General features: G+C 66.9%; 18 protein-coding genes and 1 pseudogene. 12 read left to right on the forward strand and 7 right to left on the reverse strand.

The features are described 5' to 3' along the window. The 7 genes and pseudogenes from DN824_RS22750 to DN824_RS19765 form a co-directional block, all read left to right on the forward strand. Nucleotides 1-157, forward strand: a pseudogene (locus tag DN824_RS22750) (aspartate-semialdehyde dehydrogenase); the annotation flags it as partial. Between the two features lie 49 nt (nt 158-206). Next, nucleotides 207-818, forward strand: coding sequence for an alpha-ketoglutarate-dependent dioxygenase AlkB family protein (locus DN824_RS19745; protein WP_138410068.1), 612 nt, complete (start codon nt 207-209; stop codon nt 816-818). Beyond that, nucleotides 811-972 carry a hypothetical protein gene (locus DN824_RS22605; RefSeq protein WP_174236547.1) on the forward strand — a complete coding sequence of 54 codons (162 nt, stop codon included), beginning with the start codon at nt 811-813 and terminating at the stop codon, nt 970-972. The genes DN824_RS19745 and DN824_RS22605 overlap by 8 nt, the downstream gene beginning before the upstream one ends. A gap of 183 nt (nt 973-1,155) precedes the next feature. Further along, nucleotides 1,156-1,269 (forward strand): cytochrome c oxidase subunit CcoM, encoded by a 114-nt coding sequence (gene ccoM / locus DN824_RS22830; RefSeq protein ID WP_282097010.1) that lies wholly within the window; start codon nt 1,156-1,158, stop codon nt 1,267-1,269. 164 nt (nt 1,270-1,433) lie between these two features. Further along, the gene (locus tag DN824_RS19755) at nt 1,434-3,422 is read left to right on the forward strand and encodes an FUSC family protein (protein WP_138410070.1); all 1,989 of its coding nucleotides are present in this window, start codon (nt 1,434-1,436) and stop codon (nt 3,420-3,422) included. Further along, a complete protein-coding gene (locus tag DN824_RS19760; RefSeq protein ID WP_138410071.1) occupies nt 3,412-3,615 on the forward strand; it encodes a DUF1656 domain-containing protein in 204 nt (67 codons plus the stop codon). Before DN824_RS19755 ends, DN824_RS19760 begins: the two co-directional genes overlap by 11 nt. 9 nt (nt 3,616-3,624) lie before the next feature. After that, on the forward strand, nt 3,625-4,479 hold the full coding sequence (locus tag DN824_RS19765) for an efflux RND transporter periplasmic adaptor subunit (RefSeq protein ID WP_138410072.1): 855 nt from the start codon (nt 3,625-3,627) through the stop codon (nt 4,477-4,479). Between the two features lie 116 nt (nt 4,480-4,595). Here the strand turns inward: DN824_RS19765 and codA are convergent, their stop codons facing one another. From codA to DN824_RS19785, 4 genes are all read right to left on the reverse strand, one after another. Further along, nucleotides 4,596-5,831 (reverse strand): cytosine deaminase, encoded by a 1,236-nt coding sequence (codA, locus tag DN824_RS19770; RefSeq protein WP_138410073.1) that lies wholly within the window; start codon nt 5,829-5,831, stop codon nt 4,596-4,598. Continuing rightward, nucleotides 5,828-7,066: a PucR family transcriptional regulator gene (locus DN824_RS19775; RefSeq protein WP_138410074.1), complete on the reverse strand. Its 1,239-nt coding sequence runs from the start codon at nt 7,064-7,066 to the stop codon at nt 5,828-5,830. Before DN824_RS19775 ends, codA begins: the two co-directional genes overlap by 4 nt. Further along, a complete protein-coding gene (codB, locus tag DN824_RS19780) occupies nt 7,063-8,346 on the reverse strand; it encodes a cytosine permease (RefSeq protein ID WP_138410075.1) in 1,284 nt (427 codons plus the stop codon). Before codB ends, DN824_RS19775 begins: the two co-directional genes overlap by 4 nt. Before the next feature lie 265 nt (nt 8,347-8,611). Continuing rightward, nucleotides 8,612-9,082: a MaoC family dehydratase gene (locus DN824_RS19785; RefSeq protein ID WP_138410076.1), complete on the reverse strand. Its 471-nt coding sequence runs from the start codon at nt 9,080-9,082 to the stop codon at nt 8,612-8,614. Nucleotides 9,083-9,377: 295 nt separating this feature from the next. Here DN824_RS19785 and fadD2 point away from each other — a divergent pair, with 295 nt between their 5' ends. The 3 genes from fadD2 (at nt 9,378) to DN824_RS19800 (ending at nt 14,801) form a co-directional block, all read left to right on the forward strand. Further along, nucleotides 9,378-11,066, forward strand: a complete 1,689-nt coding sequence (fadD2, locus tag DN824_RS19790) for a long-chain-fatty-acid--CoA ligase FadD2 (RefSeq protein WP_138410077.1) — start codon at nt 9,378-9,380, stop codon at nt 11,064-11,066. 209 nt (nt 11,067-11,275) lie between these two features. Beyond that, nucleotides 11,276-12,964 (forward strand): long-chain-fatty-acid--CoA ligase FadD1, encoded by a 1,689-nt coding sequence (gene fadD1 / locus DN824_RS19795; protein WP_138410078.1) that lies wholly within the window; start codon nt 11,276-11,278, stop codon nt 12,962-12,964. Between the two features lie 232 nt (nt 12,965-13,196). Beyond that, nucleotides 13,197-14,801 (forward strand): M28 family metallopeptidase, encoded by a 1,605-nt coding sequence (locus tag DN824_RS19800; protein WP_138410079.1) that lies wholly within the window; start codon nt 13,197-13,199, stop codon nt 14,799-14,801. 38 nt (nt 14,802-14,839) lie between these two features. On the opposite strand, the gene DN824_RS19805 is transcribed toward DN824_RS19800, so the two are convergent. Next, nucleotides 14,840-15,733 carry a hypothetical protein gene (locus DN824_RS19805; protein WP_138410080.1) on the reverse strand — a complete coding sequence of 298 codons (894 nt, stop codon included), beginning with the start codon at nt 15,731-15,733 and terminating at the stop codon, nt 14,840-14,842. Next, on the reverse strand, nt 15,733-16,434 hold the full coding sequence (locus DN824_RS19810; protein ID WP_138410081.1) for a hypothetical protein: 702 nt from the start codon (nt 16,432-16,434) through the stop codon (nt 15,733-15,735). Before DN824_RS19810 ends, DN824_RS19805 begins: the two co-directional genes overlap by 1 nt. 257 nt (nt 16,435-16,691) lie before the next feature. Here DN824_RS19810 and hrpA point away from each other — a divergent pair, with 257 nt between their 5' ends. Next, nucleotides 16,692-20,879 carry an ATP-dependent RNA helicase HrpA gene (hrpA, locus tag DN824_RS19815; RefSeq protein WP_138410082.1) on the forward strand — a complete coding sequence of 1,396 codons (4,188 nt, stop codon included), beginning with the start codon at nt 16,692-16,694 and terminating at the stop codon, nt 20,877-20,879. 81 nt (nt 20,880-20,960) lie between these two features. Here the strand turns inward: hrpA and DN824_RS19820 are convergent, their stop codons facing one another. Beyond that, nucleotides 20,961-21,512 carry a cytochrome b gene (locus tag DN824_RS19820; RefSeq protein ID WP_138410083.1) on the reverse strand — a complete coding sequence of 184 codons (552 nt, stop codon included), beginning with the start codon at nt 21,510-21,512 and terminating at the stop codon, nt 20,961-20,963. Between the two features lie 311 nt (nt 21,513-21,823). Here DN824_RS19820 and DN824_RS19825 point away from each other — a divergent pair, with 311 nt between their 5' ends. Then, the gene (locus DN824_RS19825; RefSeq protein ID WP_138410084.1) at nt 21,824-22,351 is read left to right on the forward strand and encodes a DUF3087 domain-containing protein; all 528 of its coding nucleotides are present in this window, start codon (nt 21,824-21,826) and stop codon (nt 22,349-22,351) included. The last annotated feature ends 31 nt before the right edge of the window (nt 22,352-22,382 follow it).

The following is a 22,382-nucleotide window of genomic DNA, read 5'->3' on the forward strand; positions in this document are numbered from 1 at the left end:
GCAGGAGGCCGAGGAAATGCTGCGCGAGGAACAGCGGCGGCGCCAGCGCCATGGCTATACCCCCGAGGAACTCGCCGAGGGCGAGACCGACGAGCAGGACAAGGCCGAACTCGAAGAACTTCCGCGCCAGGGGCTGTGGGTGGACATCGAGGTCTGATCGGCGTGTAGCATGCAACGCCCGTTTCTCCACCTTCATTCATTTACGCATGATCCTCGATCCTTCCTCCCGGCTGGCGCTGGCCGACGCCGAACTCCATTACCTGCCCGGCTGGGCCGAACCCGCCGAGGCCGATCGCTGGCTCGCCGAACTGATCGAACGGACACCCTGGGCGCAGCCGCAGGTGAGCCTGTACGGCCGGCGTTTTTCGGTGCCGCGCCTGGTGGCCTGGTACGGCGATCCCGAGGCGCGCTATCGCTACTCGGGGCTGCTGCATGAGCCGCTGGCCTGGACGCCACTGCTCACGCAGATCCGCCAACGCATCCAGGACAGCGTCGGCAGGCCGTTCAACGGGGTGCTGCTGAACCTGTACCGAGATGGTCAGGATGCGATGGGCTGGCACAGCGACGACGAGGCCGAGCTCGGACGCGACCCCCTGGTGGTTTCCCTGAGCCTCGGCGCGTCCCGGCGCTTTGACCTGCGCCGCTGCGGCAGCAGCCGCATCGCCCATTCCCTGGCGCTGGAACACGGCTCGCTACTGGTCATGGCCGGTTCCACGCAGCATCATTGGCAGCACCAGATCGCCCGCACGCGCAAGGTTTCGGCGCCGCGGCTCAATCTCACCTTCCGCCTGATCGATCCGGAGCCGGGCCATGAGTAGCGACGACAAGGTCATCGACTTCACCACCGAACGCGGCAAACGCATCCATGACCTGAAGGAGAAGCGCCTGACCGAGCTGCGCGATGCCTTCGAAAAGGCCATGCCGCTCGGCAAGGGCCGCAAGAAGGGCAAGGGCAAGCCGAAGAAGCGCTGAGCCCCTATTCCCTCACCGTACGTCCCGCCATCCCTGGCGCGCCCCCCCTTTTCTTGACCTGCGTCAGTATCGGCACCCACCTGGAGGCGGGGCGGCCCGGGCATTGACGCGGGTCAATTTTCGGCGGCCATTCTCGGTTTACCTTGCACCCATCGAAACATTGCAACCGCAGGAGAACGGGATATGTACGTCGATGAGGTGGTACTCGCAGGGGTGGTCACGGTCGGCTTGATGTTCGTCTTCTTCGGTGGCATCGGTTATTTCATCTGGCAGGACTCGCGCAAGAAGCAAGGTTGATCCTGCCCGATACACAGAGCACGCAAGGCATTTAGGCGACTTCGGTCGCCTTTTTTTTCGCCTTGAAAAAGGCGCGTTGCGGTTATTAGTTAGCTAGCTAATAATTTAATCGGTGTGGACCTGTCAGATGTCCGTGCCGATTGACTTCACCGAGCCCGCGCTTCGTGCCAAACGCCCTTCAGCCATTCGTCCTTCCCGACAGAGCGGCCCTGCAGTTCGCCTGCAAGACCCTGCTCGGCGCCGGGCTGGCGTTATGGCTGGCCATGCGCTTCGATCTGGAGCAGCCTCAATGGGCGATGATGACGGCGTTCATCGTCGCCCAGCCACTCTCGGGCATGGTGCTGCAGAAGGGGCTGGCGCGGGTGGTCGGCACGCTGGTCGGCACCTGCATGGCGGTGGTCCTGATGGGGCTCGCGGCCCAGGCGCCCTGGCTGTTCCTGGGGATTCTCGCGGCCTGGCTCTGGCTCTGTACCGCTGCCTCGACGCTGCTGCGCAGCGCCTGGTCCTATGCCTTCGTGCTGGCCGGTTACACGGTGATGCTGATCGGCCTGCCGGCGCTGGCCGAGCCGGTGCTGGTATTCGACCATGCGGTGGCGCGCTGCACCGAGATCCTCCTCGGCATCAGCTGCGCGACGCTGACCAGCGCGGTGCTCTGGCCGCAACGGGTCCAGCTGCAGCTGGCGCAGCAGGCGCAGGCCGCCTGGCGTTCGTCGCTCGCCAGCGCCCAGGCCTCGCTGCAGCCGGGCGAGCCGGACCGCCAGGGCCTGCTGGAAATGCTCGGACGGATCGTCGCGGTGGATGCCCAGCGCGAGCACGCCTGGTTCGAAGGGCCTCGCGGACGCATCCGCGCCCGGGGCGTACGTGCGCTCAGCGCGCGCCTGCTGACGCTGTTGCGCACCGCACGGGCCGTGCGCCGGCAGTTGCGCGAGCTGTCCGACGCCGAGCGCCTGCACCTAGCGCCCTGGCTCGACGAGGTGCAGGCGGCCTTGCAGGCGCCCGACCTGAACACGCTGCGGGCGCCGCGTGAGCGGCTGATCGGCGTGGCCCGGGAGCCCGGGCTGGGCGCCAACCTGCATTATTGCCTCGGCCGCCTGGTGTTGCTGCTCGATCATGCGGCGGCTGCCGGCGAGGCCCTGCAGGCGGTCGAGGAGGGGCGGGAGCCCGAAGGCCGGGGCGGCGAGCTGGCGGCCCATCGCGACCTCACCCTGGCACTGGCCTACGGGCTTCGCAGTGCGCTCACCTTCGGCGTGCTGGCGACCTTCTGGATGTTCACCGGCTGGACCGCCGCGGTGGGGGCGATGATCCTCGCGGTGGTGGTCTGCGGACTGTTCGCCAGCCGCGACAATGCGGTGCAGATCGGCTTCAGCTTCCTGCGCGGCATCGCGATGGCGATTCCGGTCGCCTTCGTCGTCGGCCAGCTGCTGCTGCCGCAGTGGAGCGGTTTTCCGATGCTCTGCCTGGGGCTCGGCGTGCCGCTGTTCTTCGGTGCGCTGGGCATGGCGCGCCCCGCGCTGGCGGGCACCGCTACCTCGTTCTGCCTGCACACCATCGTGCTGGTCGGGCCGCAGAACTTCATGCGGTTCGATGTGGCCTACTTCTTCGATCAGGCCATCGCCATGCTGATCGGCGTCGGCTGTGCCGTGACCGCGTTTCGCCTGATCAGCCTGCGCCACCCCGCCTGGCATGGGCGACGATTGCTCGAGGCGACCCTGCGCGACCTCTCGGAACTGACCTCCCGGCGCCTGGCCGGAGCCGAGACCTGGTTCGCCGGGCGCATGGCCGACCGCCTGCTGCAGCTGGCGCGGCACCATTCGATCCTGCCGCCGGAGCGCCGCACGCGTTGGGATGACGGCCTGCTCGGGCTGGACATGGGCGATGAGCTGCTGCACCTGCGGCTATGCCTCGCGGCCGCCAGGCCGGCCGAGCAGGGCGCCCAGGCGCAGGCGCTGCAGACCTTGCGCCAGGTGCTGGTCCAGGGCCCGTCGCCGCAACGACAGGCGTGGCTCGACACGCCGGCCGAGCGCCTGCACGAGGTGCTCGCCAGTGCGGCGCCGAGCGATGCGCGCCGCCTGGGCGAGGCGGCGGTCGAACAGCTCAGGCGCAGTTGGCGGCAATGGTGCCGTTTGCAGGAGGAAACCACCGATGTGGCATGAATGGTCCCTGGGCGGGGTGCTGGTCAGCCCGTTTCTGCCGGCCGCGGTGCTGGCGCTGGCGCTGACCTTCGGCCTGCGTGCGCTGCTGCGCGCGGCGGGCCTGGGCCGTTGGGTCTGGCATGAAGCGCTGTTCGACTGCGCGCTGTTCGTCTGTGTACTGGGCGTCGTGGTCGCCGTCCTCTTTCGTCTGTAGGAGCTCTGCATGCGCACTGCAATTCGTGTCGCCGTGACCCTGGCCGTGGTGGTGCTGGCCGTGGCCGCCGGCTACAGCCTCTGGCATCACTACCTGATCTCGCCCTGGACGCGGGACGCGCGAATCCGTGCCGACGTGGTCACCGTCGCGCCCGATGTCTCGGGCCGGGTGGTCTCCCTGGCGGTGCGCGACAACCAGCACGTCGAGGCGGGGCAGGTGCTGCTCAGCATCGACCGCGAGCGCTACCAGGCGGCGCTGGACAAGGCCCGCGCGGTGGCCGAGACCCGCCAGCAGGAGCTGCGCCTGCGTGAGCACGAGGCGGCTCGACGCTCGCAGCTGCGGCAGTCGATCAGCGACGAGCAGAAGGAGAACGCGCAGATCGCCGCGGCCATCGCCCGGGCGCACTACCGCGAGGCCCAGGCCGAGGTTCGGGTCGCGGAACTCAATCTCGCCCGCGCCGACGTGCACGCGCCGCGCGCCGGGCAGGTCACCAACCTGCGGCTCGCCGAAGGCAACCATGTGTCGGCCGGCGAGCCGGTGATGGCACTGGTGGCCGACGGCTCGTTCTACGTGCAGGCCTATTTCGAGGAAACCAAGCTGCCGGCCATCCGTGTCGGCGATCCGGTGCGCATCTGGCCGATGAGCAGCGGCGAGCCCCTGAGCGGCCGGGTCGAGAGCATCAGTCGCGGCATCACCGACCGCAACGCCAACCCCGACAGCCAGCTGCTGGCCGACGTGGAGCCCACTTTCCAGTGGGTGCGGCTGGCCCAGCGGATTCCGGTGCGCATCCGCTTCGACAGCCTGCCCGAAGGCATCGAGCTGAGCGCCGGCATGACCGCCAGCGTGCAGGTGGTTGAGGAGTAGGGAAGAGCGCGATCTCCGTCGCGGCAGGGGCAGGCGTAGGGGTGGATGGCGCTCTTCCCATCCACCGTGGCTATCCCAGGTGGATGATAAAGCGCCATCCACCCTGCATATCTTCCTTAGCAGCGCTCCACCCGCGCGGGCGTGCGCTGCATCAGCAGCCGGCCTTTGCGGATCGAGGCCAGGGCGTGGCCCTGGGTGCGGATCATCTCGTAGTCGCTGGGCGCCGACAGGATCAGCAGGTTGGCCGGGCGGCCGGGTTCCAGGCCGTAGCCGTCGCCCAGGTTAAGCGTGCGCGCGCTGTTGTCGGTGATCAGGTCCAGGCCGCGCTGCAGGTCTTCGTAGCCGAGCATGTGGCAGATGTGCAGCCCGGCTTCGAGGATGCGCATGATGTTGCCGTTGCCCAGCGGGTACCAGGGGTCGACGATCGAGTCCTGGGCGAAGCAGACGTTCATCCCGGCGCGGTCGATCTCCGCCACGCGGGTCAGCCCACGGCGCTTGGGGTAGGTATCGAAGCGGCCCTGCAGGTGGATGCTCTCGGTCGGGCAGGAAATGAAGTTGATCCCCGACATCTTCAGCAGGCGGAACAGCTTGGAGCAGTAGGCGTTGTCGTAGGAGCCCATGGCCGTGGTGTGGCTGGCGGTAACCCGTGCGCCCATGCCGCGCACCCGCGCCTGTTCGGCGAGCACTTCGAGAAAGCGCGAATGCGGATCGTCGGTCTCGTCGCAGTGCACGTCGACCAGCAGGCCCTTGCGCTCGGCCAGGTCCATCAGGAAGTGGATCGAGCTGACCCCCTGTTCACGGGTGTTCTCGAAGTGCGGGATGCCGCCGACCACGTCGGCGCCGATGGCCACGGCTTCCTCCATCAGGCGGCGACCGCCCTCGAAGGACTCGATGCCTTCCTGCGGGAAGGCCACGATCTGCATGTCGACCAGATGGCGGGTCTCGTCGCGGACCTCGACCATGGCCTTGAGCGCGGCGAGGGTCGGGTCGGTCACGTCGACGTGGGTGCGCACGTGCTGGATGCCGTGGTCGACCAGCATGTCGATGGTCTTCTTCGCCCGCGTCTTGCTGTCTTCATGGGTCACCAGCGCCTTGCGCTCGCCCCAGCGCTCGATGCCCTCGAACAGGGTACCGCTCATGTTCCAGGCCGGCTCGCCGGCGGTCAGGGTCGCATCGAGGTGGATATGCGGCTCGATGAACGGCGCGGTGACCAGGTTCGATGCCGCATCGAGGTCGCCGGCCGGGGTGTCCGCCGGGCCGGCCTGGGGGACGAGGGCGGCGATGCGCTCGCCGTCGAGTTCGATGCGAAACAGCCCTTCTTTGCCGCGCAGGCGGGCGTTGACGATGTTCATGGGGTACTCCTCGTGTATCGGGGCGACGACAGCCGCCAGATCATCAGGGCCACGGCGACGTTCAGGCGATCGTGGGGATCGTCGAACGAACAGCCGGTCAGCGCTTCGATGCGCTGCATGCGATAGCCCAGGGTATTGCGGTGCACCGACAGGCGCTGCGCGGCCAGGGCCAGGTTGCCGTTCTCGTGGAACCAGGCCTCCAGGGTCGGCATCAGCACCGGCTCGCGGCGCGAATCGTCGCCGATCAGCGCGCCGAGCACCTTGTCGACGAAACGGTCCAGCAGGCTGCGGTCGCGAATGGCGCCGAGCAGCTCGAGCACGCCCAGGTCGGCGAAGCAGCACAGGCCCAGGCGCTCGGGAAACGACTGCGCGGCCACCAGTGCCTGGCGTGCCTCGCCGAGCGCGGTGGTCAGCTGACCCGGACCATGGCCGCTGGCGCTGAGGCCGGCGAACAGGCGCAAGGGTGACAGGTTCTGGTTCAGCTCATCCAGCGCGGCGGCGAGAGCCTGACGATTGGTCTGCGCCTGGGTCCCGGGCGCGGGCAGCAGGGCGATCCAGTGCTCGCCCTGGCACACCAGCGGCAAGGCATCGCCCAGTTCGCCGAGCACCTGCTCGAGTCGCCGCTGCAGCCGCTGGCGGCTCGCCTGGAGCCGGCGTTCGGCGTGGTCGGCCGGCTCGTCGGTGAACAGCCGCTCGCTGTCCTCGAGCTTGATCAGCGCGACCTGGCGCGGCACCGCCAGCGGCAGGTGCAGGCTGTCGGCGCGCTGCAGCAGCACGTCCAGGGACTGGTAGTCGCCCTCCAGCAGTTGCTGCAGGACATGCTCGCGCGAGCGGCCGCGCATCTGTTCCTGCACCAGCGCGGTGCCGATCGCCTGGGTGACCACCACCATCTTCAACTGGTAGGGCTGCTCCAGCAGCGGTACGCCGAGCCGTTCGGCTTCGGCCAGCACCGGCTCGGGGATGGCATGGATGAACTCCTCGCCGGTCAGGATCACCACGCCGGCCGCGGCCCGCGCCTGGGCCTCGCCGAGCAGCCGCAGCAGGTTGGCTTCGTCGCGCGGATGGTTGATCCCGGTGACGAACACCAGTTCGCCACCCATCACCCAGTCGGCGATGCCTTCGTTTTCGGCGACGTATGGCCAGCGCACCGGGTTGCCCAGCCCGGCGGCGCCGGCGCGCAGGCGCAGGCTCTCCAGGCCGGGCAGGGCCAGGACGTCTGCGACCGTCAGGCTCATGGGCGCGGTTCGGCCAGCGCCGCGTTGCGGCCCAGCACGGCGCGCTGCGCCTCGAACAGCACGACGTAGGCCAGCGCGCCGACGAGGATGCCGACGATGGGCGCTACCCAGGGCGACAGGTAGGCGCACAGCGCACCGATGACGTAGGCCGCCAGCCCCACCCAGTTGAAGGCCGGCAGATGGCTCTCGGCCAGGGCCGGGTAGCGGCCGCGGTGGCCATAGAAGTAGTCGGCCATGATCACGCCGCCGATCGGCGGGATGATCGAGCCGAGCAGGATCAGGAAGGGGATCAGCATGTCCGACATGCCGCCGATCGCCAGCAGCGTACCGACCGCGGCGCCGCCCAGGGTGACCAGCCGGCGACGGTCGGTGCGCAGCAGGTTGCAGCCGGCCGCGGCGAAGTTGTAGATGGTGTTGTCCTGGGTGGTCCAGAGGTTGAGAAAGAGCATCACCACCGCGGCCATCGACAGGCCCTGCAGGACCAGCACTTCGACGACGTCGGGCTGCTGGTAGACGATGGCGCCATAGGCACCGGCGACGATCATCAGGCCGTTGCCGATGAAGAAGCCGATCAGGCTGGCGAACACCGCGACCCGGCCGTTGCGGGCGAAGCGGGTCCAGTTGGTGGCCTGGGTGGCGCCGCTGACGAAGGTCCCGAAGACCATGGTGATGGCGACGCTCAGGGTCATGGTCTCGCTGGGTTCGACCGCCAGCAGCGCATCCAGCCCGCCGACGTCGCGCGTGGCGATCCACAGCGAGCAGACGAGCAGGGCGAGCATCGCCGGGACGGCGACCCGCGAGAGCAGGTCCAGGCCCCGGTAGCCGACGAAGGCGGTGATGCAGAAGCCGAAGCCGAACAGCACCATCAGCGGGATGGTCAGCCCCTCGGGCAGGCCGAGGATCTTCACCAGCACCAGAGCGATGGTGGCGGTGCCCCAGGCGTACCAGCCGACCTGGGTGAAGCCCAGCAGCATGTCGGACAGCTTGCTGCCGAGCTCGCCGAAGCAGAAACGTCCCATCAGTACCGAATTCAGGCCGCTGCGGCAGGCGATCAGGCCGAGCACGGCGGCGTAGGCGCCCAGCAGCAGATTGCCGATGACCGCGGCCCAGATCAGGGTGGTGAAGTCGAACGCCATGCCGATGCGGCCGCCGGCGAACATGGTGGCGGTGAAGAAGGTGAAGCCGAACAGCATGATCGAGGTGGAAAACAGGCCCTTGCGGGCACCGGCGGGAACCTCGCTCAACGGGAAATCGCTGTCGCCTTGGCGTGCTTGAGTCATGTCCGTAACTCCACAGGGGTGAGTGAAGTCATCGCTCTAGCAGTCGTCATGCCAGTTCGACCGGCAAGGGCCAACGCTCGAAAACGCCGAGCCAGGTTGTGCTCATTGCACAAGGGATTGGGGAATCCGGACGCTTTCGAGCCTGTTTCGTTGTGACATGCGAACAATGCGTGTGCCGCGTTGGTGCGAGGCGGCGCGCGCCTGCACCGCTTTCGCACGCAAACGGAAAGGCCCGCGACGGCGGGCCCGGATGACGGCGTGCTCGTCAGCCGATGCTGACGGTCGGCACGGCCTTGATTTCCACGGTCTGCGCCTTGCGCGGGGCGAGGATCTCGGCTTCGCCGTCGACCACCATCTCGTCGCGCTGGTTGAACACCTGGGTGGCGATGCGCACGCGGAACTTGGGCAGCTTCTCGAGGATTTCCAGGCGAACGGTCAGGGTGTCGCCGAGCTTGACCGGCAGCGCGAAGCGCATCGTCTGGCCGAGGTAGATGGTGCCCGGGCCGGGCAGCTCGCAGGCGACCGCGGCGCTGATCAGCGCGCCGCTGAACATGCCGTGGGCGATGCGCTCGCGGAAGAGGGTGGTGGCGGCGAATTCGGCATCCAGGTGCACCGGGTTGTGGTCCCCCGACATCGCGGCGAACAGCTGGATGTCGCGCTCTTCGACGGTCTTGCTGTAGGTGGCTTTCTGACCGACTTCCAGGGCTTCGTAGGGGGTGTTGCTGAGGCTGCTCATGGGCGCTCCTTGAATATGACCGGTGAGTCACGGCCGGGGTCTGTATCCGGATATTACCCGGTACCGCCCGGATGGGCTGTGAGGCTTGGACGCCACGGATGCCCGCCCGGGCACGTAACGGCCGATTGGCGGGCCCGGCGCCCGGGTAATGGGCGCTTGGGAGGCCGTGAGGTGATGGAAGATTCACGCCGCTGATGGAACCGGGCGAGCTCTTGCGCCTTCTTGCCAAGCTGCTAAGTTCGCGGCAGTCCGCCCTGCGCGGGCCAGACAAACTCAGGTAAAGAGGCCAAGAACAATGCAACCTGATTTCTGGAATGACAAACGCCCCGCGGGCATACCGAGCGAGATCGATCTGGGAGGGTATCGTTCGGTGATCGAGGTGTTCGAGCGCAGCTGCAAGCAGTACGCCGATCGCCCCGCTTTCAGCAACATGGGCGCCACGCTCACCTATGCGGACCTGTCGCGCCATTCCGCCGCGTTCGCCGCCTATCTGCAGAACCACACCGACCTCAAGCCCGGCGATCGCATCGCCGTGCAGATGCCCAACCTGCTGCAGTACCCGATCGCCGTGTTCGGCGCGATGCGCGCGGGCCTGACGGTGGTCAACACCAACCCGCTGTACACCACGCGGGAGATGAAGCACCAGTTCAAGGATTCCGGCGCGCGCGCGCTGGTCTACCTCAACACCTTCGGCAAGCAGGTGCAGGAAGTGCTGCCGGAAACCGACATCGAATACCTGATCGAGGCGCGCATCGGCGACATGTTGCCGCCGCTCAAGGGCCTGCTGATCAACGCCGCGGTCAAGCACCTGAAGAAGATGGTGCCCGACTACCAGCTGCCCCAGGCGGTGCCGTTCAAGGCCGCCCTGCGCGACGGCGCGCGGCACAGCCTCAGGCCGGTGTCGACGACCCTCGACGACATCGCGGTGCTGCAGTACACCGGCGGCACCACCGGCGTTGCCAAGGGCGCGATGCTCACCCATGGCAACCTGGTGGCCAACATGCAGCAGGCGCGGGCGAACATGCAGCAGCTGGGCGACGACGGCCAGCCGATCATCCGGGAAGGGCAGGAAGTGATGATCGCGCCGCTGCCGCTCTATCACATCTACGCCTTCACCGTGAACTGCATGTGCATGATGGTGACCGGCAACCACAACGTCCTGATCACCAACCCACGGGACATCAACGCCTTCGTCAAGGAATTGCAGCAGTGGCGGTTCACCGGCTTCCTGGGCCTCAACACCCTGTTCGTCGCGCTGATGTCGCATCCGGATTTCAAGAAGATCGACTTCTCGGCGCTCAAGGGCACCAACTCCGGCGGCACCGCGCTGGTGGCCGCGGTGGCCGAGCGCTGGCGCAGCATCACCGGCGTGACGGTGGTGGAAGGTTACGGCCTGACCGAAACCTCGCCGGTGGTCTGCGCCAATCCGCACGGTGAACGGTCGCGGCTGGGCACCGTCGGCCTGCCGGTACCGGGCACCGCGCTGAAGGTGATCGACGAGCAGGGCAACGAGTTGCCGCTTGGCGAACGCGGCGAGCTCTGCGTCAAGGGGCCGCAGGTGATGAAGGGCTACTGGCAGCGTCCCGAGGCGACCGCCGAGGTGCTCGACGAAGAGGGTTGGCTGAAGACCGGCGACATCGCGGTGATCGATCACGACGGCTTCGTCAGCATCGTCGACCGCAAGAAGGACCTGATCATCGTCTCGGGTTTCAACGTCTACCCCAACGAGATCGAAGAAGTGGTCATGGCCCATCCGAAGGTCACCGCCTGCGCGGCCGTCGGCGTGCCGGACGAGAAATCCGGCGAGGCGGTCAAGCTGTTCGTGGTGCCGAGCGACACGTCGCTCACCGTCGAAGAGCTGCAGACCTACTGCCGGGAAAACTTCACCGGCTACAAGATTCCCAGGCACTTCGTCTTCAGGGATTCGCTGCCGATGTCTCCAGTCGGTAAGATACTGCGCCGGGAACTGCGCGACATCGCCTGATACCCCGCAACATACGCTGCGAGAAATGACCGAAGCTTTTGCTTCGGTCATTTTTTGTCGTCTCGATAGAAAGTCGACATTGTTCGGCCGGGGGCAAAACTGCTAACCTCAGGCCCGCTTTCTTGCCGGCATCGCGGTACAAAAGTTAACAAAACACAACAAAACGGCTGACATCTGCGCAGTCAAAGCTGTCGCTTAGGAGTGGGGTTATGACCGATAACTTCTGGAAGGATAAATATCCTGTCGGGGTCTCGAGCGAGATCGATCCCGACGCTTACCAGAACATCCAGGCGGTATTGAAGTACGCATGCGAGCGTTTCGCCGATAAGCCGGCGTTCAGCAACCTCGGCAAGACCCTGACCTACGGCGAGCTTTATTCGCTCTCCGGCCAATTCGCCGCCTATCTCCAGCACCACACCGACCTCAAGCCCGGCGATCGTATCGCGGTGCAGATGCCCAACGTGCTGCAGTATCCGGTCGTGGTGTTCGGCGCCATGCGCGCCGGCCTGATCGTGGTCAACACCAACCCGCTGTACACCGCGCGGGAGATGGAACACCAGTTCAACGACTCCGGCGCCAAGGCGCTGGTCTGCCTGGCCAACATGGCGCACCTGGCCGAAGCCGTGCTGCCACGCACCGGCATCCGGCAGGTCATCGTCACCGAGGTCGGCGACATGCTGCCGACGCTCAAGCGGGTGCTGGTCAACGCCGTCGTCAAGCACGTCAAGAAGATGGTGCCGGCCTACAACCTGCCGCAGGCGGTGCGCTTCAACGACGCCATGGCCATGGGCCGTGGCAAGCCGGTCACCGAAGCCAATCCGGCCAGCAACGACACCGCCGTGCTGCAGTACACCGGCGGCACCACGGGCGTGGCCAAGGGCGCGATGCTGACGCACCGCAATATCGTCGCCAACATGCTGCAGTGCCGCGCCCTGATGGGTACCGAGCTGGGCGAGGGCTGCGAGGTGATGGTCGCGCCGTTGCCGCTGTACCACATCTATGCGTTCACCTTTCACTGCATGACGATGATGCTGATCGGCGCGCACAACGTGCTGATCACCAACCCCCGCGACCTGCCGGCCTTCGTCAAGGACCTGAGCAAGTACCGCTTCACCGGGTTCGTCGGCCTCAACACCCTGTTCGTCGCCCTGTGCAACAACGAAGGCTTCCGCAAGCTGGACTTCTCTTCGCTCAAGGCCACGTTTTCCGGTGGCATGGCGCTGCAGCTGGCCGCGGCCGAGCGCTGGGCCGAGGTCACCGGCTGCCCCATCTGCGAAGGCTTCGGCATGACCGAAACCAGCCCGGTGGTCTCGGTGAACCCCTTCCAGAACATCCAGATCGGCACGATCGGCATCCCGATGCCCTCGACCCAGTGCAAGGTCATCGACGAGGAGGGCAACGACCTGCCGATGGGCTCCATTGGCGAGTTGTGCGTCAAGGGCCCGCAGGTGATGAAGGGCTACTGGCAGCGCCAGGACGCCACCGACGAGATTCTGGATGCCGACGGCTGGCTCAAGACCGGCGATATCGGCGTGATCCAGGAAGACGGCTACATGCGCATCGTCGACCGCAAGAAGGACATGATCCTGGTGTCCGGTTTCAACGTCTATCCGAACGAGCTCGAAGACGTTCTGGCGACTCTGCCGGGCGTGTTGCAGTGCGCCGCGATCGGTGTCCCGGACGAGAAGTCGGGCGAGGCGATCAAACTCTTCGTGGTCACCAAGCCGGGCGAGAGCCTGACCAAGGAACAGGTCATGCAGCACATGCATGACAACGTCACCGGCTACAAGCGTCCCAAGAGCGTCGAGTTCCGCGACAGCCTGCCGACCACCAACGTTGGCAAGATCCTGCGCCGCGAGCTGCGCGACCAGGAACTCAAGAAGCTCGGCAAGACGTAATCGCCGGCACGCGCTGTAGGAAAAAAGCCCGCTTCGGCGGGTTTTTTCATGGGCGCGAAAAAACCGACCAGCTGCACGTCTGACTGACGCAACGCCGAGAACCGGGGGCGGCGGGTCCAGTCTAGTGACCAAGGTCGCGTCCGCTGGAAGCCGTAGGGGACAGTGGCGTACGCACGGCGAATGCCACGCCGGCCTGCCCAACCATGTTCGTCCAATGAAGGATGAGTTACCTATGAATAAGAAGAATGTTTGTCAGGTAGTGGGTTCCCTCGCGTTAGCTTCCTCGACCGCTTTTGCCGCGCCGCCTCTGGAGACCGAGGCCTTCAACGACCTCTGGACTCCGGACAAGCCCAACGCGGCGGTCTGCAATTCGATCCTCCTGGTCAGCTCGCCCATTGGCCTGCCGCGTTGCATGCAGGCCAGCAACGTGATGAAACGCCTGGAAGCGCTGCAGGACATCGCCACGCTCAACGGCGGCAATCGCGCCTCGGGGCAGCCCGGTTACCAGGCCTCGGTGGACTACGTGCGCAGCACCCTGGAGCAGGCCGGCTATCAGGTTTCGATCCAGGCGTTTCCGTTCTCCGCCTACTACCCGGTCGGGCCCGGCACCCTGGCGGCCGTGGCGCCGCAGCCGGTCAGCTATGTCTGGGAGGAGGATTTCACCTACCTGTCGCAAACCGAGGCCGGCAGCGTCAGCGGGCCGGTGGTCGCGGTCGACGTTGCCCTCGGTGCCGGCAACACCTCCACCAGCGGCTGCGAGCCGGAAGACTTCGCCGGATTCCCGAGCGGTTCCATCGCGCTGATCCAGCGCGGTACCTGCGACTTCGTGGTCAAGGCGCAGAACGCCGCCGATGCCGGTGCGGTCGGTGTGGTCATCTTCAACCAGGGCAACACCGAGGACCGCACCGGGCTCGCCAACGTGACCCTGGGCGACGATTACCAGGGTGGGTTGCCGGTCATCTTCGCGACCTACGCCAATGGCGCCGCCTGGGCCGACACGCCCGGCCTGCAGCTGAGCTTCTCGGTGGACGTCGTGCGCGAGCGCACCGAGACCTTCAACGTGCTGGCCGAGACCCGGCGTGGCGACCCGAACAACGTGATCATGGTCGGCGCGCATCTGGACTCGGTGTTCGAAGGCCCCGGCATCAACGACAACGGGTCGGGCAGCGCCGCGGTGCTGGAGATGGCGGTGCTGCTGCGTCGTGCCCAGCCGCTGAACAAGATCCGCTTTGCCTGGTGGGGGGCCGAGGAGTCGGGGCTGGTGGGCTCGACCTATTACGTCAACCAGCTGGCCGATGAGGAAAAGGCGCGGATCAAGGCCTACCTCAACGTCGACATGATCGGTTCGCCGAACTACGCGAACTTCATCTACGACGGCGACGGCTCGGATTTCGGCCTGCAGGGTCCGCCCGGTTCGGCGGCCATCGAACGGCTGTTCGAGAGCTACTTCCGCCTGCGGGGCGCGGCGTCCGAGGGTACCGAGATCAGTTTCCGCTCCGACTACGCGCAGTTCTTCGAGGATGGCATCGCCTTCGGCGGGCTGTTCACCGGCGCGGAAGGCATCAAGACCGTCGAGCAGGCGCAGCGCTATGGCGGCGCGGCGGGCGAGCCCTACGATGCCTGCTACCACCAGGCCTGCGACGACCTCGGCAACATCGACATGGATGCCCTGGAGCTGCACGCCGATGCCCTGGCGTTCGCCACCAGTTGGCTGTCGTTGTCGACCAAGGTCATCGATGACGAGATCGCGGCCGCCGAAGCGGCGCAAGGCACGACCATCCTGCGTCAGCAAGTGGTCCGCGAGCGCACCCACTGGGGGCATGACTGGATCAAGTAAGGCCGAAGGCTACGCCGGCACGACGCCGGCGTAGCCTCTCAATCGGCAGCGGCCTGCAGGGGTACCGACTTCAGCCAGCCGCGCAGGTCCATGAACAGGGCGCGCTGGCCATCGTCGGCCAGCAGCCGCCCACGCTCCACGTAACGGCCGGCGCCGAGCGAATACCGCAGCGTCTGTTCGCGGCCCGGAGTGTCGGCGAAGTGGCCTGACTCCAGGTCCATTGCCAGTATGCGCAGGGTTTCGACGAGGTTCGCGCGCAACGCATCCCGATAGGGCTGTGCCTGATCCTTCAGCCAGGGGGCGAGGCCGATGTTGGCGGTGGTGTCCGCCTTCCAGGGCGCAGCGCCCAGCACTTCGATCCGACCTTTGTAGAGCACCTCATGCCCGAAGCTGAGGGTGATCTCGGTGATGAGGCGCGTGCTATCGAAGTCGTTGCCCAGTACGGCCTGGGGCTCGAAGCGCAGCAGATAGGGGCTGGCGTCCTTGACCGGGCCGAGCGTTCCGAGGTCGAGCTGGTCTCGAAGCTGTCGTTCGAACCAGCTGTCCAGACCCGTGCCCGCGGTCGCCATGCGTAGCGGCGCCACCTGCTGATCGGCTTCGTTCCGGGCTTCGCCGTGCACGCGCGACCTGTTCAGTTGGCTGACCAGCAGACTGCCGATCATCACGCCGGCGGCGGATGCGCCCGCCGAGCCGCCCTGGCCGGACACCTGCACCACCGGCGCGGTGTTGAGCGCACGCTCGACCATCTTCTGGCCGTCGACCCTGACATCGCCTTGCACGAGCCGCGCCTGGGTCACGTCCACCTCGACGCGGTAGCCATAGGCCTTGAGCAGGGCGGCGGGGTCCTGATCGATGTGTGGCCGCAGCGCCTGGGGAGCGCTGCAACCTGCAAGCGCGAGCACCAGCGCCACCTGCAAGAGTGGCCGGCCCATCAATGTGCGCTCAGCATCTCGGGACGGAACGGGGCGAGGACGCGCTGTTCGCTTTCATCCAGGGCCTGGTAGAAGGCATTGGTCAGGTTCGGGTAATCCGGGCCCTCGTCCCATTCGCCATCGGCGGCGCGCGTGGCGGCGAAGGCCTGGTAGAACGCCAGGCGGTTGTCGGCAAGGTCGATGACCTGGGTCAGCCCGCTCACCTGGCTCATCGGCTCGCTGGTGGGCACGATCGAATAGTAGCTGCGCATGGTGCCGGCAACGGTCATGGACACCAGGATGAGCTTGTCCACCTGCTGTTGCTCGCGCAGCGGCGTGAAGTCGCGCTTGGCGTAGCCGAGCTTGGCGCTGCTCTCCTTGAAGTTCTCGAGCTTGACCGGGGGGAGTGCCTTGGCCTGGTAGCCGCGCTGGGTCAGATCGTCCACCAGCTGCTGCGGGATCGTCTCGAAGCTCGCGAGCTCCCAGGTCTCGACCTTGGCGCGCAGGCCGGCCGCCAGGCCGGTGTTGATAGCCAGGTCCAGCAGACCCTGATTGCCAACCAGCTGAACGGAGGGCTTCGGCAGTTCCACAATGGCGACGCCGATGGTCTTGTCGCGCTCGTTCCAGAGCGTCTCTTCGAGGGCGATCGGCAGTTGAGGGGAGGCGCACCCGGTAAGCCAGGCGGCGGCCATAAGCAGAACGAAGAGTCTGAACAGTCTCATGTGCAAGTCCTTTTGAGAGGGGATTGGGGGCGGCGATTCTAGAAAGCAGTGATTGCATATGGCTATCACTGGGTCGCGCCAGGCGGCCGGCAGGCCCGTCTTCCTTCGAAAGTTGCGATGCGCTTCTCATCGGAATCGGCGTCAGGGAACAACCTGGCGGGAACCGCTGAGTTGCCGAGCGGTCGGGGCGGGCGTTTTCGGCTGGCGGGGCAAATCTGCGACAATTGCCGCTTCACTCGAATGCCCCATGGCTGTCCATGACCGACGCAACGCCCCATTTCGACACCCTGCACCAGAATCTCGACCAGGCCTTCAGCGCCGACCGCCATCGTCTGCGCCGGCAGCTGCACGAGTTGAGGAAGCGGCCGGACGAGGCCAGGCTGGCGCAATGGGTCGAGCGCTTCCAGGCTTCGGTCGCCAAGGTCGAGGCGCGCCGCAACAGTGTTCCCGCTGTCCGCTATGACGATGCGCTGCCGATCGCGGCCAAGCGCGACGAGATCAAGGTCGCGCTTTCGAAGCACCAGGTCCTGGTGATCGCCGGCGAGACCGGCTCGGGCAAGACCACCCAGTTGCCCAAGATCTGCCTGGAGATCGGGCGCGGCGTGCATGGGCTGATCGGCCATACCCAGCCACGGCGTCTGGCCGCGCGCAGCGTCGCCACCCGCGTTGCCGAAGAGCTCGGTGTGCCGCTGGGCGAGGGCGTGGGCTATCAGGTGCGCTTCGAGGATCAGAGCACCGACCAGACCCTGGTCAAGCTGATGACCGACGGCATCCTGCTGGCCGAGACGCAGCATGACCGCTTCCTTGAAAAGTACGACACCCTCATCGTCGACGAAGCCCACGAGCGTTCGCTCAATATCGACTTCCTGCTGGGTTTTCTGAAGACCCTGCTGCCGCGCCGGCCGGACCTGAAGGTCATCATCACGTCGGCGACCATCGACCTGGAGCGCTTTTCCAGGCACTTCGACGGGGCGCCGATCATCGAGGTATCCGGCCGCACCTACCCGGTGGACACCTGGTATCGCCCGCTGGCCGCCGAGACCGACGAGGACGGCGAGCGGCTGGAGGACGACCTGACCGTCGACCAGGGCATCCTCGCCGCGCTGGACGAGATCGCCGCGCACGAGAAGAGCGTCGGCCAGCGCCCCGGCGACGTGCTGGTGTTCCTGCCCGGCGAGCGCGAGATCCGCGACGCGGCGGAAATGCTGCGCAAGGCCAACCTGAAGTTCACCGAGGTGCTGCCGTTGTATGCGCGCCTGACCCCGGCCGAGCAGCAGAAGATCTTCCAGCCGCGGCCTGGCCGCAAGATCGTGCTGGCCACCAACGTGGCGGAAACCTCGCTGACGGTGCCCGGCATCCGCTACGTGATCGACTCGGGCACCGCCCGTATCAGCCGTTACAGCTACCGCGCCAAGGTGCAGCGCCTGCCGATCGAGGCGGTGTCCCAGGCCAGCGCCAACCAGCGCAAGGGGCGCTGCGGCCGGGTCGAGCCCGGCATCTGCATCCGCCTGTACAGCGAGGAGGATTTCCTCGGACGGCCCGAATTCACCGACCCCGAAATCCTGCGTACCAACCTCGCCGCGGTCATCCTGCAGATGCTGCACCTGCGGCTGGGCGACATTCAGGACTTCCCGTTCATCGAGCCGCCGGATGGCAAGGCCATCAGCGATGGATTCAACCTTTTGCAGGAACTCTCGGCGGTCAACCGCGAGAACCAGCTGACCCCGCTGGGTCGCCAGCTGGCGCGCCTGCCGATCGACCCGCGGCTGGGCCGCATGCTGCTCGAAGCGGCGAAGCTCGGCAGCACGGCCGAGGTGCTGATCGTCGCCAGCGCGCTGTCGGTGCAGGACGTGCGCGAACGCCCGGCCGATCGCCAGACCCAGGCCGACCAGGCCCACGCCCAGTGGAAGGACCCGGACTCGGATTTCGCCGCGCTGATCAACCTCTGGCGCGGCTTCGAGGAGCAGCGCCAGGCGCTGGGTTCCAACGCGCTGCGCAGCTGGTGCCGGAAGAATTTCCTCAACTATCTGCGTCTTCGCGAATGGCGCGATGCCCACCGTCAGCTGCTGCTGATCGTGCGCGAGCTCAAGCTCGATGGCCAACCCCGAGGTTCCGACCGCGAACAGGGGGCGGCTGGAGGGAAAGATCGCGCTCAGGACCGCTCCCACAAAGGCGCCGCCGATCACCGTGGGAGCGGTCTCGACCGCGAAGGGGCGGGCGTCGCAGCGAAGGCGGGCGTCCCGGAGCAGAATCGCAGGGTGGAAGACGGCGAAGCCTCTTCCACGCGTGCGGCCGAGGCGGGGTCTCAGCCTGTCCCAACCAAGGACAACAAAGTCAACGCCATCGTCCGCCAGCAGGCCGAAGCCAGCGAGGCCGCGCAGAAGGCCAAGGGCTACGCCGCCGTGCACAAGGCGATCCTCGCCGGTCTGCTCAGCCACATCGGCCAGAAGACCGAGGAGGGCGACTACCTGGGCGCCCGGCAGCGTCGCTTCTGGATTCACCCCTCGAGCGTCATCGGGCGCAAGAAACCCAACTGGATCATGGCCGCCGAGCTGGTCGAGACCACCAAGCTGTTCGCCCGCATGGTGGCGAAGATCGAGCCGGACTGGATCGAGCCGCTGGCCGGGCATCTGGTCAAGAAGAACCACTTCGAGCCGCACTGGGAAAAGAAGCGCGGCCAGGTGGTCGCCTACGAACAGGTGACGCTCTACGGGCTGATCGTCGTGCGCCGCCGGCCGGTGCACTACGGCCCGATCGACCCGGCCGCGGCGCGCGAGCTGTTCATCCGCGAGGGGCTGGTGCGCGGCGAGATCAACAGCCGTGCCCGGGCGCTGGCGGCCAACCGCGAGCTGCTCGAGCGCATGGACGAGCTGGAGGCCAAGGCGCGCCGCCGCGACATCCTCGCCGACGAGGAAACCCTGTTCGGCTACTACGACGCGCGCCTGCCCGCCGACGTCTACCAGGCGGCCAGCTTCGAGAACTGGTACAAGCGCGAAAGCCAGAAAGACCCGCGGCTGCTGGTCATGGGCGAAGAGGACGTGCTGGCCCGCGAGGCGCGTGAGGTCACCGCCTCGCAATACCCGGACAGCCTGCGTATCGGCGAGCTGTCGCTGCCGCTGGACTACCACTTCGAGCCCAACCATCCGCGCGACGGCGTGACGCTGCGCGTGCCGGCGCCGCTGCTGCCACAACTGCGTCCCGAGCGTCTCGACTGGCTGGTTCCGGGTCTGATCGAAGCCAAGGCGATCGCGCTGGTGCGCGGCCTGCCCAAGGCGATTCGCAAGAGCTTCGTGCCGGTGCCCGATTTCGTCGGCGCAGCGCTTTCGAAGATCACCTTCGGCGAGGGCTCGCTGCCCGAAGCGCTGGGGCGCGAGCTGCTGCGCATGACCGGCGCACGCGTGCCGGACGAGGCCTGGGGCGAAGCGGCCGCCGGGCTCGAAAACCACCTGAAGATGAACATCGAAGTGGTCGATGCGCAGGGCAAGTTCCTCGGCGAAGGCCGTGACCTGGCCGAGCTGACGGCGCGCTTCAACGAAGCCAGCCAGGCGGCGTTGACGGCGCCACGGCAGAAAGCCGAACAGAAGCCGGTCGAGGCCAGGGGCTTCTCCCAGGTGGCGGAAAAGGCCCAGCAGAAGGTCGCGGGGCTGTCGATGACGGTCTACCCGGCGCTGGTGGAAGAGGGCGGTGTGGTCAAGGAGGGTCGCTTCCCGACCCAGGCCGAAGCCGACTTCCAGCACCGCCGTGCGCTGCAGCGGCTGCTGCTGCAACAACTGGCCGAGCCCGCCAGGTTCCTGCGCAACAAACTGCCGGGCCTCACCGAGCTGGGCCTGCTGTACCGCGACCTGGGCAAGGTCGATGCGCTGGTCGAGGACATCCTCCTGGCCAGCCTGGACAGCTGCATCCTCGACGGCGAAGCCCAGCTGCCGCGCGACGGCGCCGCCCTGGCCTCGCTGGCCGAGAAGAAACGAGGCGACTGGACGGCCCACGCCGAGCGCCTGGCGCGCCTCGTGCTGGATATCCTCAAGCTCTGGCACGGCCTGCAGAAGCGCTTCAAGGGCCGGATCGACCTGGCCCAGGCGGTGGCACTCAACGACATCAAGGCGCAACTGGCCAACCTGGTCTATCCCGGCTTCGTGCGCGAAACGCCGGCCGACTGGCTGAAGGAATACCCGCGCTACCTCAAGGCGGTGGAACAGCGCTTCGACAAGATCGCCGCCCAGCTGCAACGCGACCGCGTCTGGTCGGGCGAGCTGGCCGGCTACTGGGAGCAGTACCAGGCGCGCCTGAAGAAGCACCAGCAGGAAGGCAAGCGTGACCCGGAGCTGGCGCTGTACCGCTGGATGCTGGAGGAATACCGCGTATCGCTGTGGGCCCAGCAACTGGGAACGAAGATGGCGGTGTCCGACAAACGCCTGAACAAGCAGTGGGCGCAGGTGGAGGCCTGACCGTAGACGGGTGCGGCCCTTGCCGCTGAGCTGTTGCGGGCAAGGCGGTAGGGTCGCCCTGCCTTATCCGGGCCGGGTCGCTTACCGATCACCCAGCATGCGCGCCAGCACATCCTCGTCCTGCGGGCGGCGGCGGTGGATGAAGACCATCGCCACATGGCCGACGATGAGTGCCAGCAGCAGCCAGCCGAGCCAGCTGTGCAGCAGGTTGGCCGGCGCCATCAGCCAGTCGATGCGCGGGCCGTCGAAGCCGGGCATCAGTGTCAGGCCGAAGGGCTCGAAGGCGCGGCCCGAGCCGTACTGGCGCAGCAATGCGAGCAGCGGGACGATCACCATCAGGGCGTAGAGGGCCAGGTGGCCCAGCGTCGCCATGGGGCTCAGCGAGGCGGGGCGGTGGCCGCGGTTGTGCAGCGACCATAGCCCGCGGGCGATCACGAGCAGGATCAGCAGCAGCCCGACCGTCCGGTGGGTGGCCCAGAGGAACCCTTCGATCGCCGTGTCTTCGAGCAGCAGGTGCGCGAGTGCTGTCGCGAATTGCCAGGCCAGGATCAGGGCCATGCCCCAGTGAAACAAGCGGCTCGCGGTGCCGTAGCGGGCCGGGGTGTCGTGGAGCTGGAACGATGCGCGTTTCATTCGCGTCCTCCTTGGTGGTGTGCCGGTTCGGCGCGAGCCGGCCGGGGCTCGGTGAGGTAACCTCGGGCGGCCGCTGGTCAGGGCGCCGTTCGGCGCCTGCGTCGCGGCCTGTGACACGGCTTGCGGCGATCTCGCAGGCGCGCCGGGCAGGTCGTCTGGCGATAATGCGAAGGATCGGCGACAGGGGCAACGCCCGAAGGCGCCGGCAACGCTAGAAAAGACCGCCAAGACGGCCGCGCCGCAGGCGGCGTGGCGTCCGTTCACTTCACTGGCCGGGTTTTTTCCGGTCCGTGCAACCCCCAGGAGTCCGCATGTTCGAGCTGCAATCCGTAGAGGCTGAGCGCTATCGCCAGCAGACCCGGCGTATCGCCTTTACCCTCGCGGCGCTGTTCGCGGTCCTGGGCATGTTCTTCTCGATGCTCGCGGTACGGCTGTTCGGCGAGGAGGGCGGCGACAACTTCCGCTGGAACCTGCTCGGCGTGCTGGCCGGCCTCGCCGTCACCGTGGCGGTGGTGCGGCTGACGCTGTGGTCGACGCCCTGGATGGCACCGGCGGTCTATGGCTGGCGGCTCAAGCGCGCCCTCATGCGGGTGACCAACCTGATGCATCACGTCAAGGCCGGCGTCGCCGCGCGCGACCCGCAGGCGCTGAAGCTGCTGCGCTTCTATCACCTGGGGCTTTCGCAGATGCATCGCCTCGACGGCAACCTGTCCGAACTCAGCCAGCACGTGCGCGAGATCGATGCGCACCGGGCGCTGCTGGAGTCGCTCGGCATCGAGGTGGAGCAGAACCGCCTCGACCCGGCCTGGCTCGAGACGGTCAGGCGCTTCGAGCCCTGAGGTCGTTCGGCCTCGCGCTTCTCGCCAGGGC

The organism is Stutzerimonas nosocomialis, assembly GCF_005876855.1.
Taxonomy (GTDB): Bacteria; Pseudomonadota; Gammaproteobacteria; order Pseudomonadales; family Pseudomonadaceae; genus Stutzerimonas; species Stutzerimonas nosocomialis.

Bases quoted from the DNA above. Each gene is read 5' to 3' on its own strand.
- DN824_RS19745 (WP_138410068.1), top strand. From the start codon at position 207: ATGATCCTCGATCCTTCCTCCCGGCTGGCGCTGGCCGACGCCGAACTC.
- DN824_RS22605 (WP_174236547.1), top strand. From the start codon at position 811: ATGAGTAGCGACGACAAGGTCATCGACTTCACCACCGAACGCGGCAAA.
- ccoM (WP_282097010.1), top strand. From the start codon at position 1,156: ATGTACGTCGATGAGGTGGTACTCGCAGGGGTGGTCACGGTCGGCTTG.
- DN824_RS19760 (WP_138410071.1), top strand. From the start codon at position 3,412: ATGTGGCATGAATGGTCCCTGGGCGGGGTGCTGGTCAGCCCGTTTCTG.
- DN824_RS19765 (WP_138410072.1), top strand. From the start codon at position 3,625: ATGCGCACTGCAATTCGTGTCGCCGTGACCCTGGCCGTGGTGGTGCTG.
- codA (WP_138410073.1), bottom strand. From the start codon at position 5,831: ATGAACATCGTCAACGCCCGCCTGCGCGGCAAAGAAGGGCTGTTTCGC.
- DN824_RS19775 (WP_138410074.1), bottom strand. From the start codon at position 7,066: ATGAGCCTGACGGTCGCAGACGTCCTGGCCCTGCCCGGCCTGGAGAGC.
- codB (WP_138410075.1), bottom strand. From the start codon at position 8,346: ATGACTCAAGCACGCCAAGGCGACAGCGATTTCCCGTTGAGCGAGGTT.
- DN824_RS19785 (WP_138410076.1), bottom strand. From the start codon at position 9,082: ATGAGCAGCCTCAGCAACACCCCCTACGAAGCCCTGGAAGTCGGTCAG.
- fadD2 (WP_138410077.1), top strand. From the start codon at position 9,378: ATGCAACCTGATTTCTGGAATGACAAACGCCCCGCGGGCATACCGAGC.
- fadD1 (WP_138410078.1), top strand. From the start codon at position 11,276: ATGACCGATAACTTCTGGAAGGATAAATATCCTGTCGGGGTCTCGAGC.
- DN824_RS19800 (WP_138410079.1), top strand. From the start codon at position 13,197: ATGAATAAGAAGAATGTTTGTCAGGTAGTGGGTTCCCTCGCGTTAGCT.
- DN824_RS19805 (WP_138410080.1), bottom strand. From the start codon at position 15,733: ATGGGCCGGCCACTCTTGCAGGTGGCGCTGGTGCTCGCGCTTGCAGGT.
- DN824_RS19810 (WP_138410081.1), bottom strand. From the start codon at position 16,434: ATGAGACTGTTCAGACTCTTCGTTCTGCTTATGGCCGCCGCCTGGCTT.
- hrpA (WP_138410082.1), top strand. From the start codon at position 16,692: ATGACCGACGCAACGCCCCATTTCGACACCCTGCACCAGAATCTCGAC.
- DN824_RS19820 (WP_138410083.1), bottom strand. From the start codon at position 21,512: ATGAAACGCGCATCGTTCCAGCTCCACGACACCCCGGCCCGCTACGGC.
- DN824_RS19825 (WP_138410084.1), top strand. From the start codon at position 21,824: ATGTTCGAGCTGCAATCCGTAGAGGCTGAGCGCTATCGCCAGCAGACC.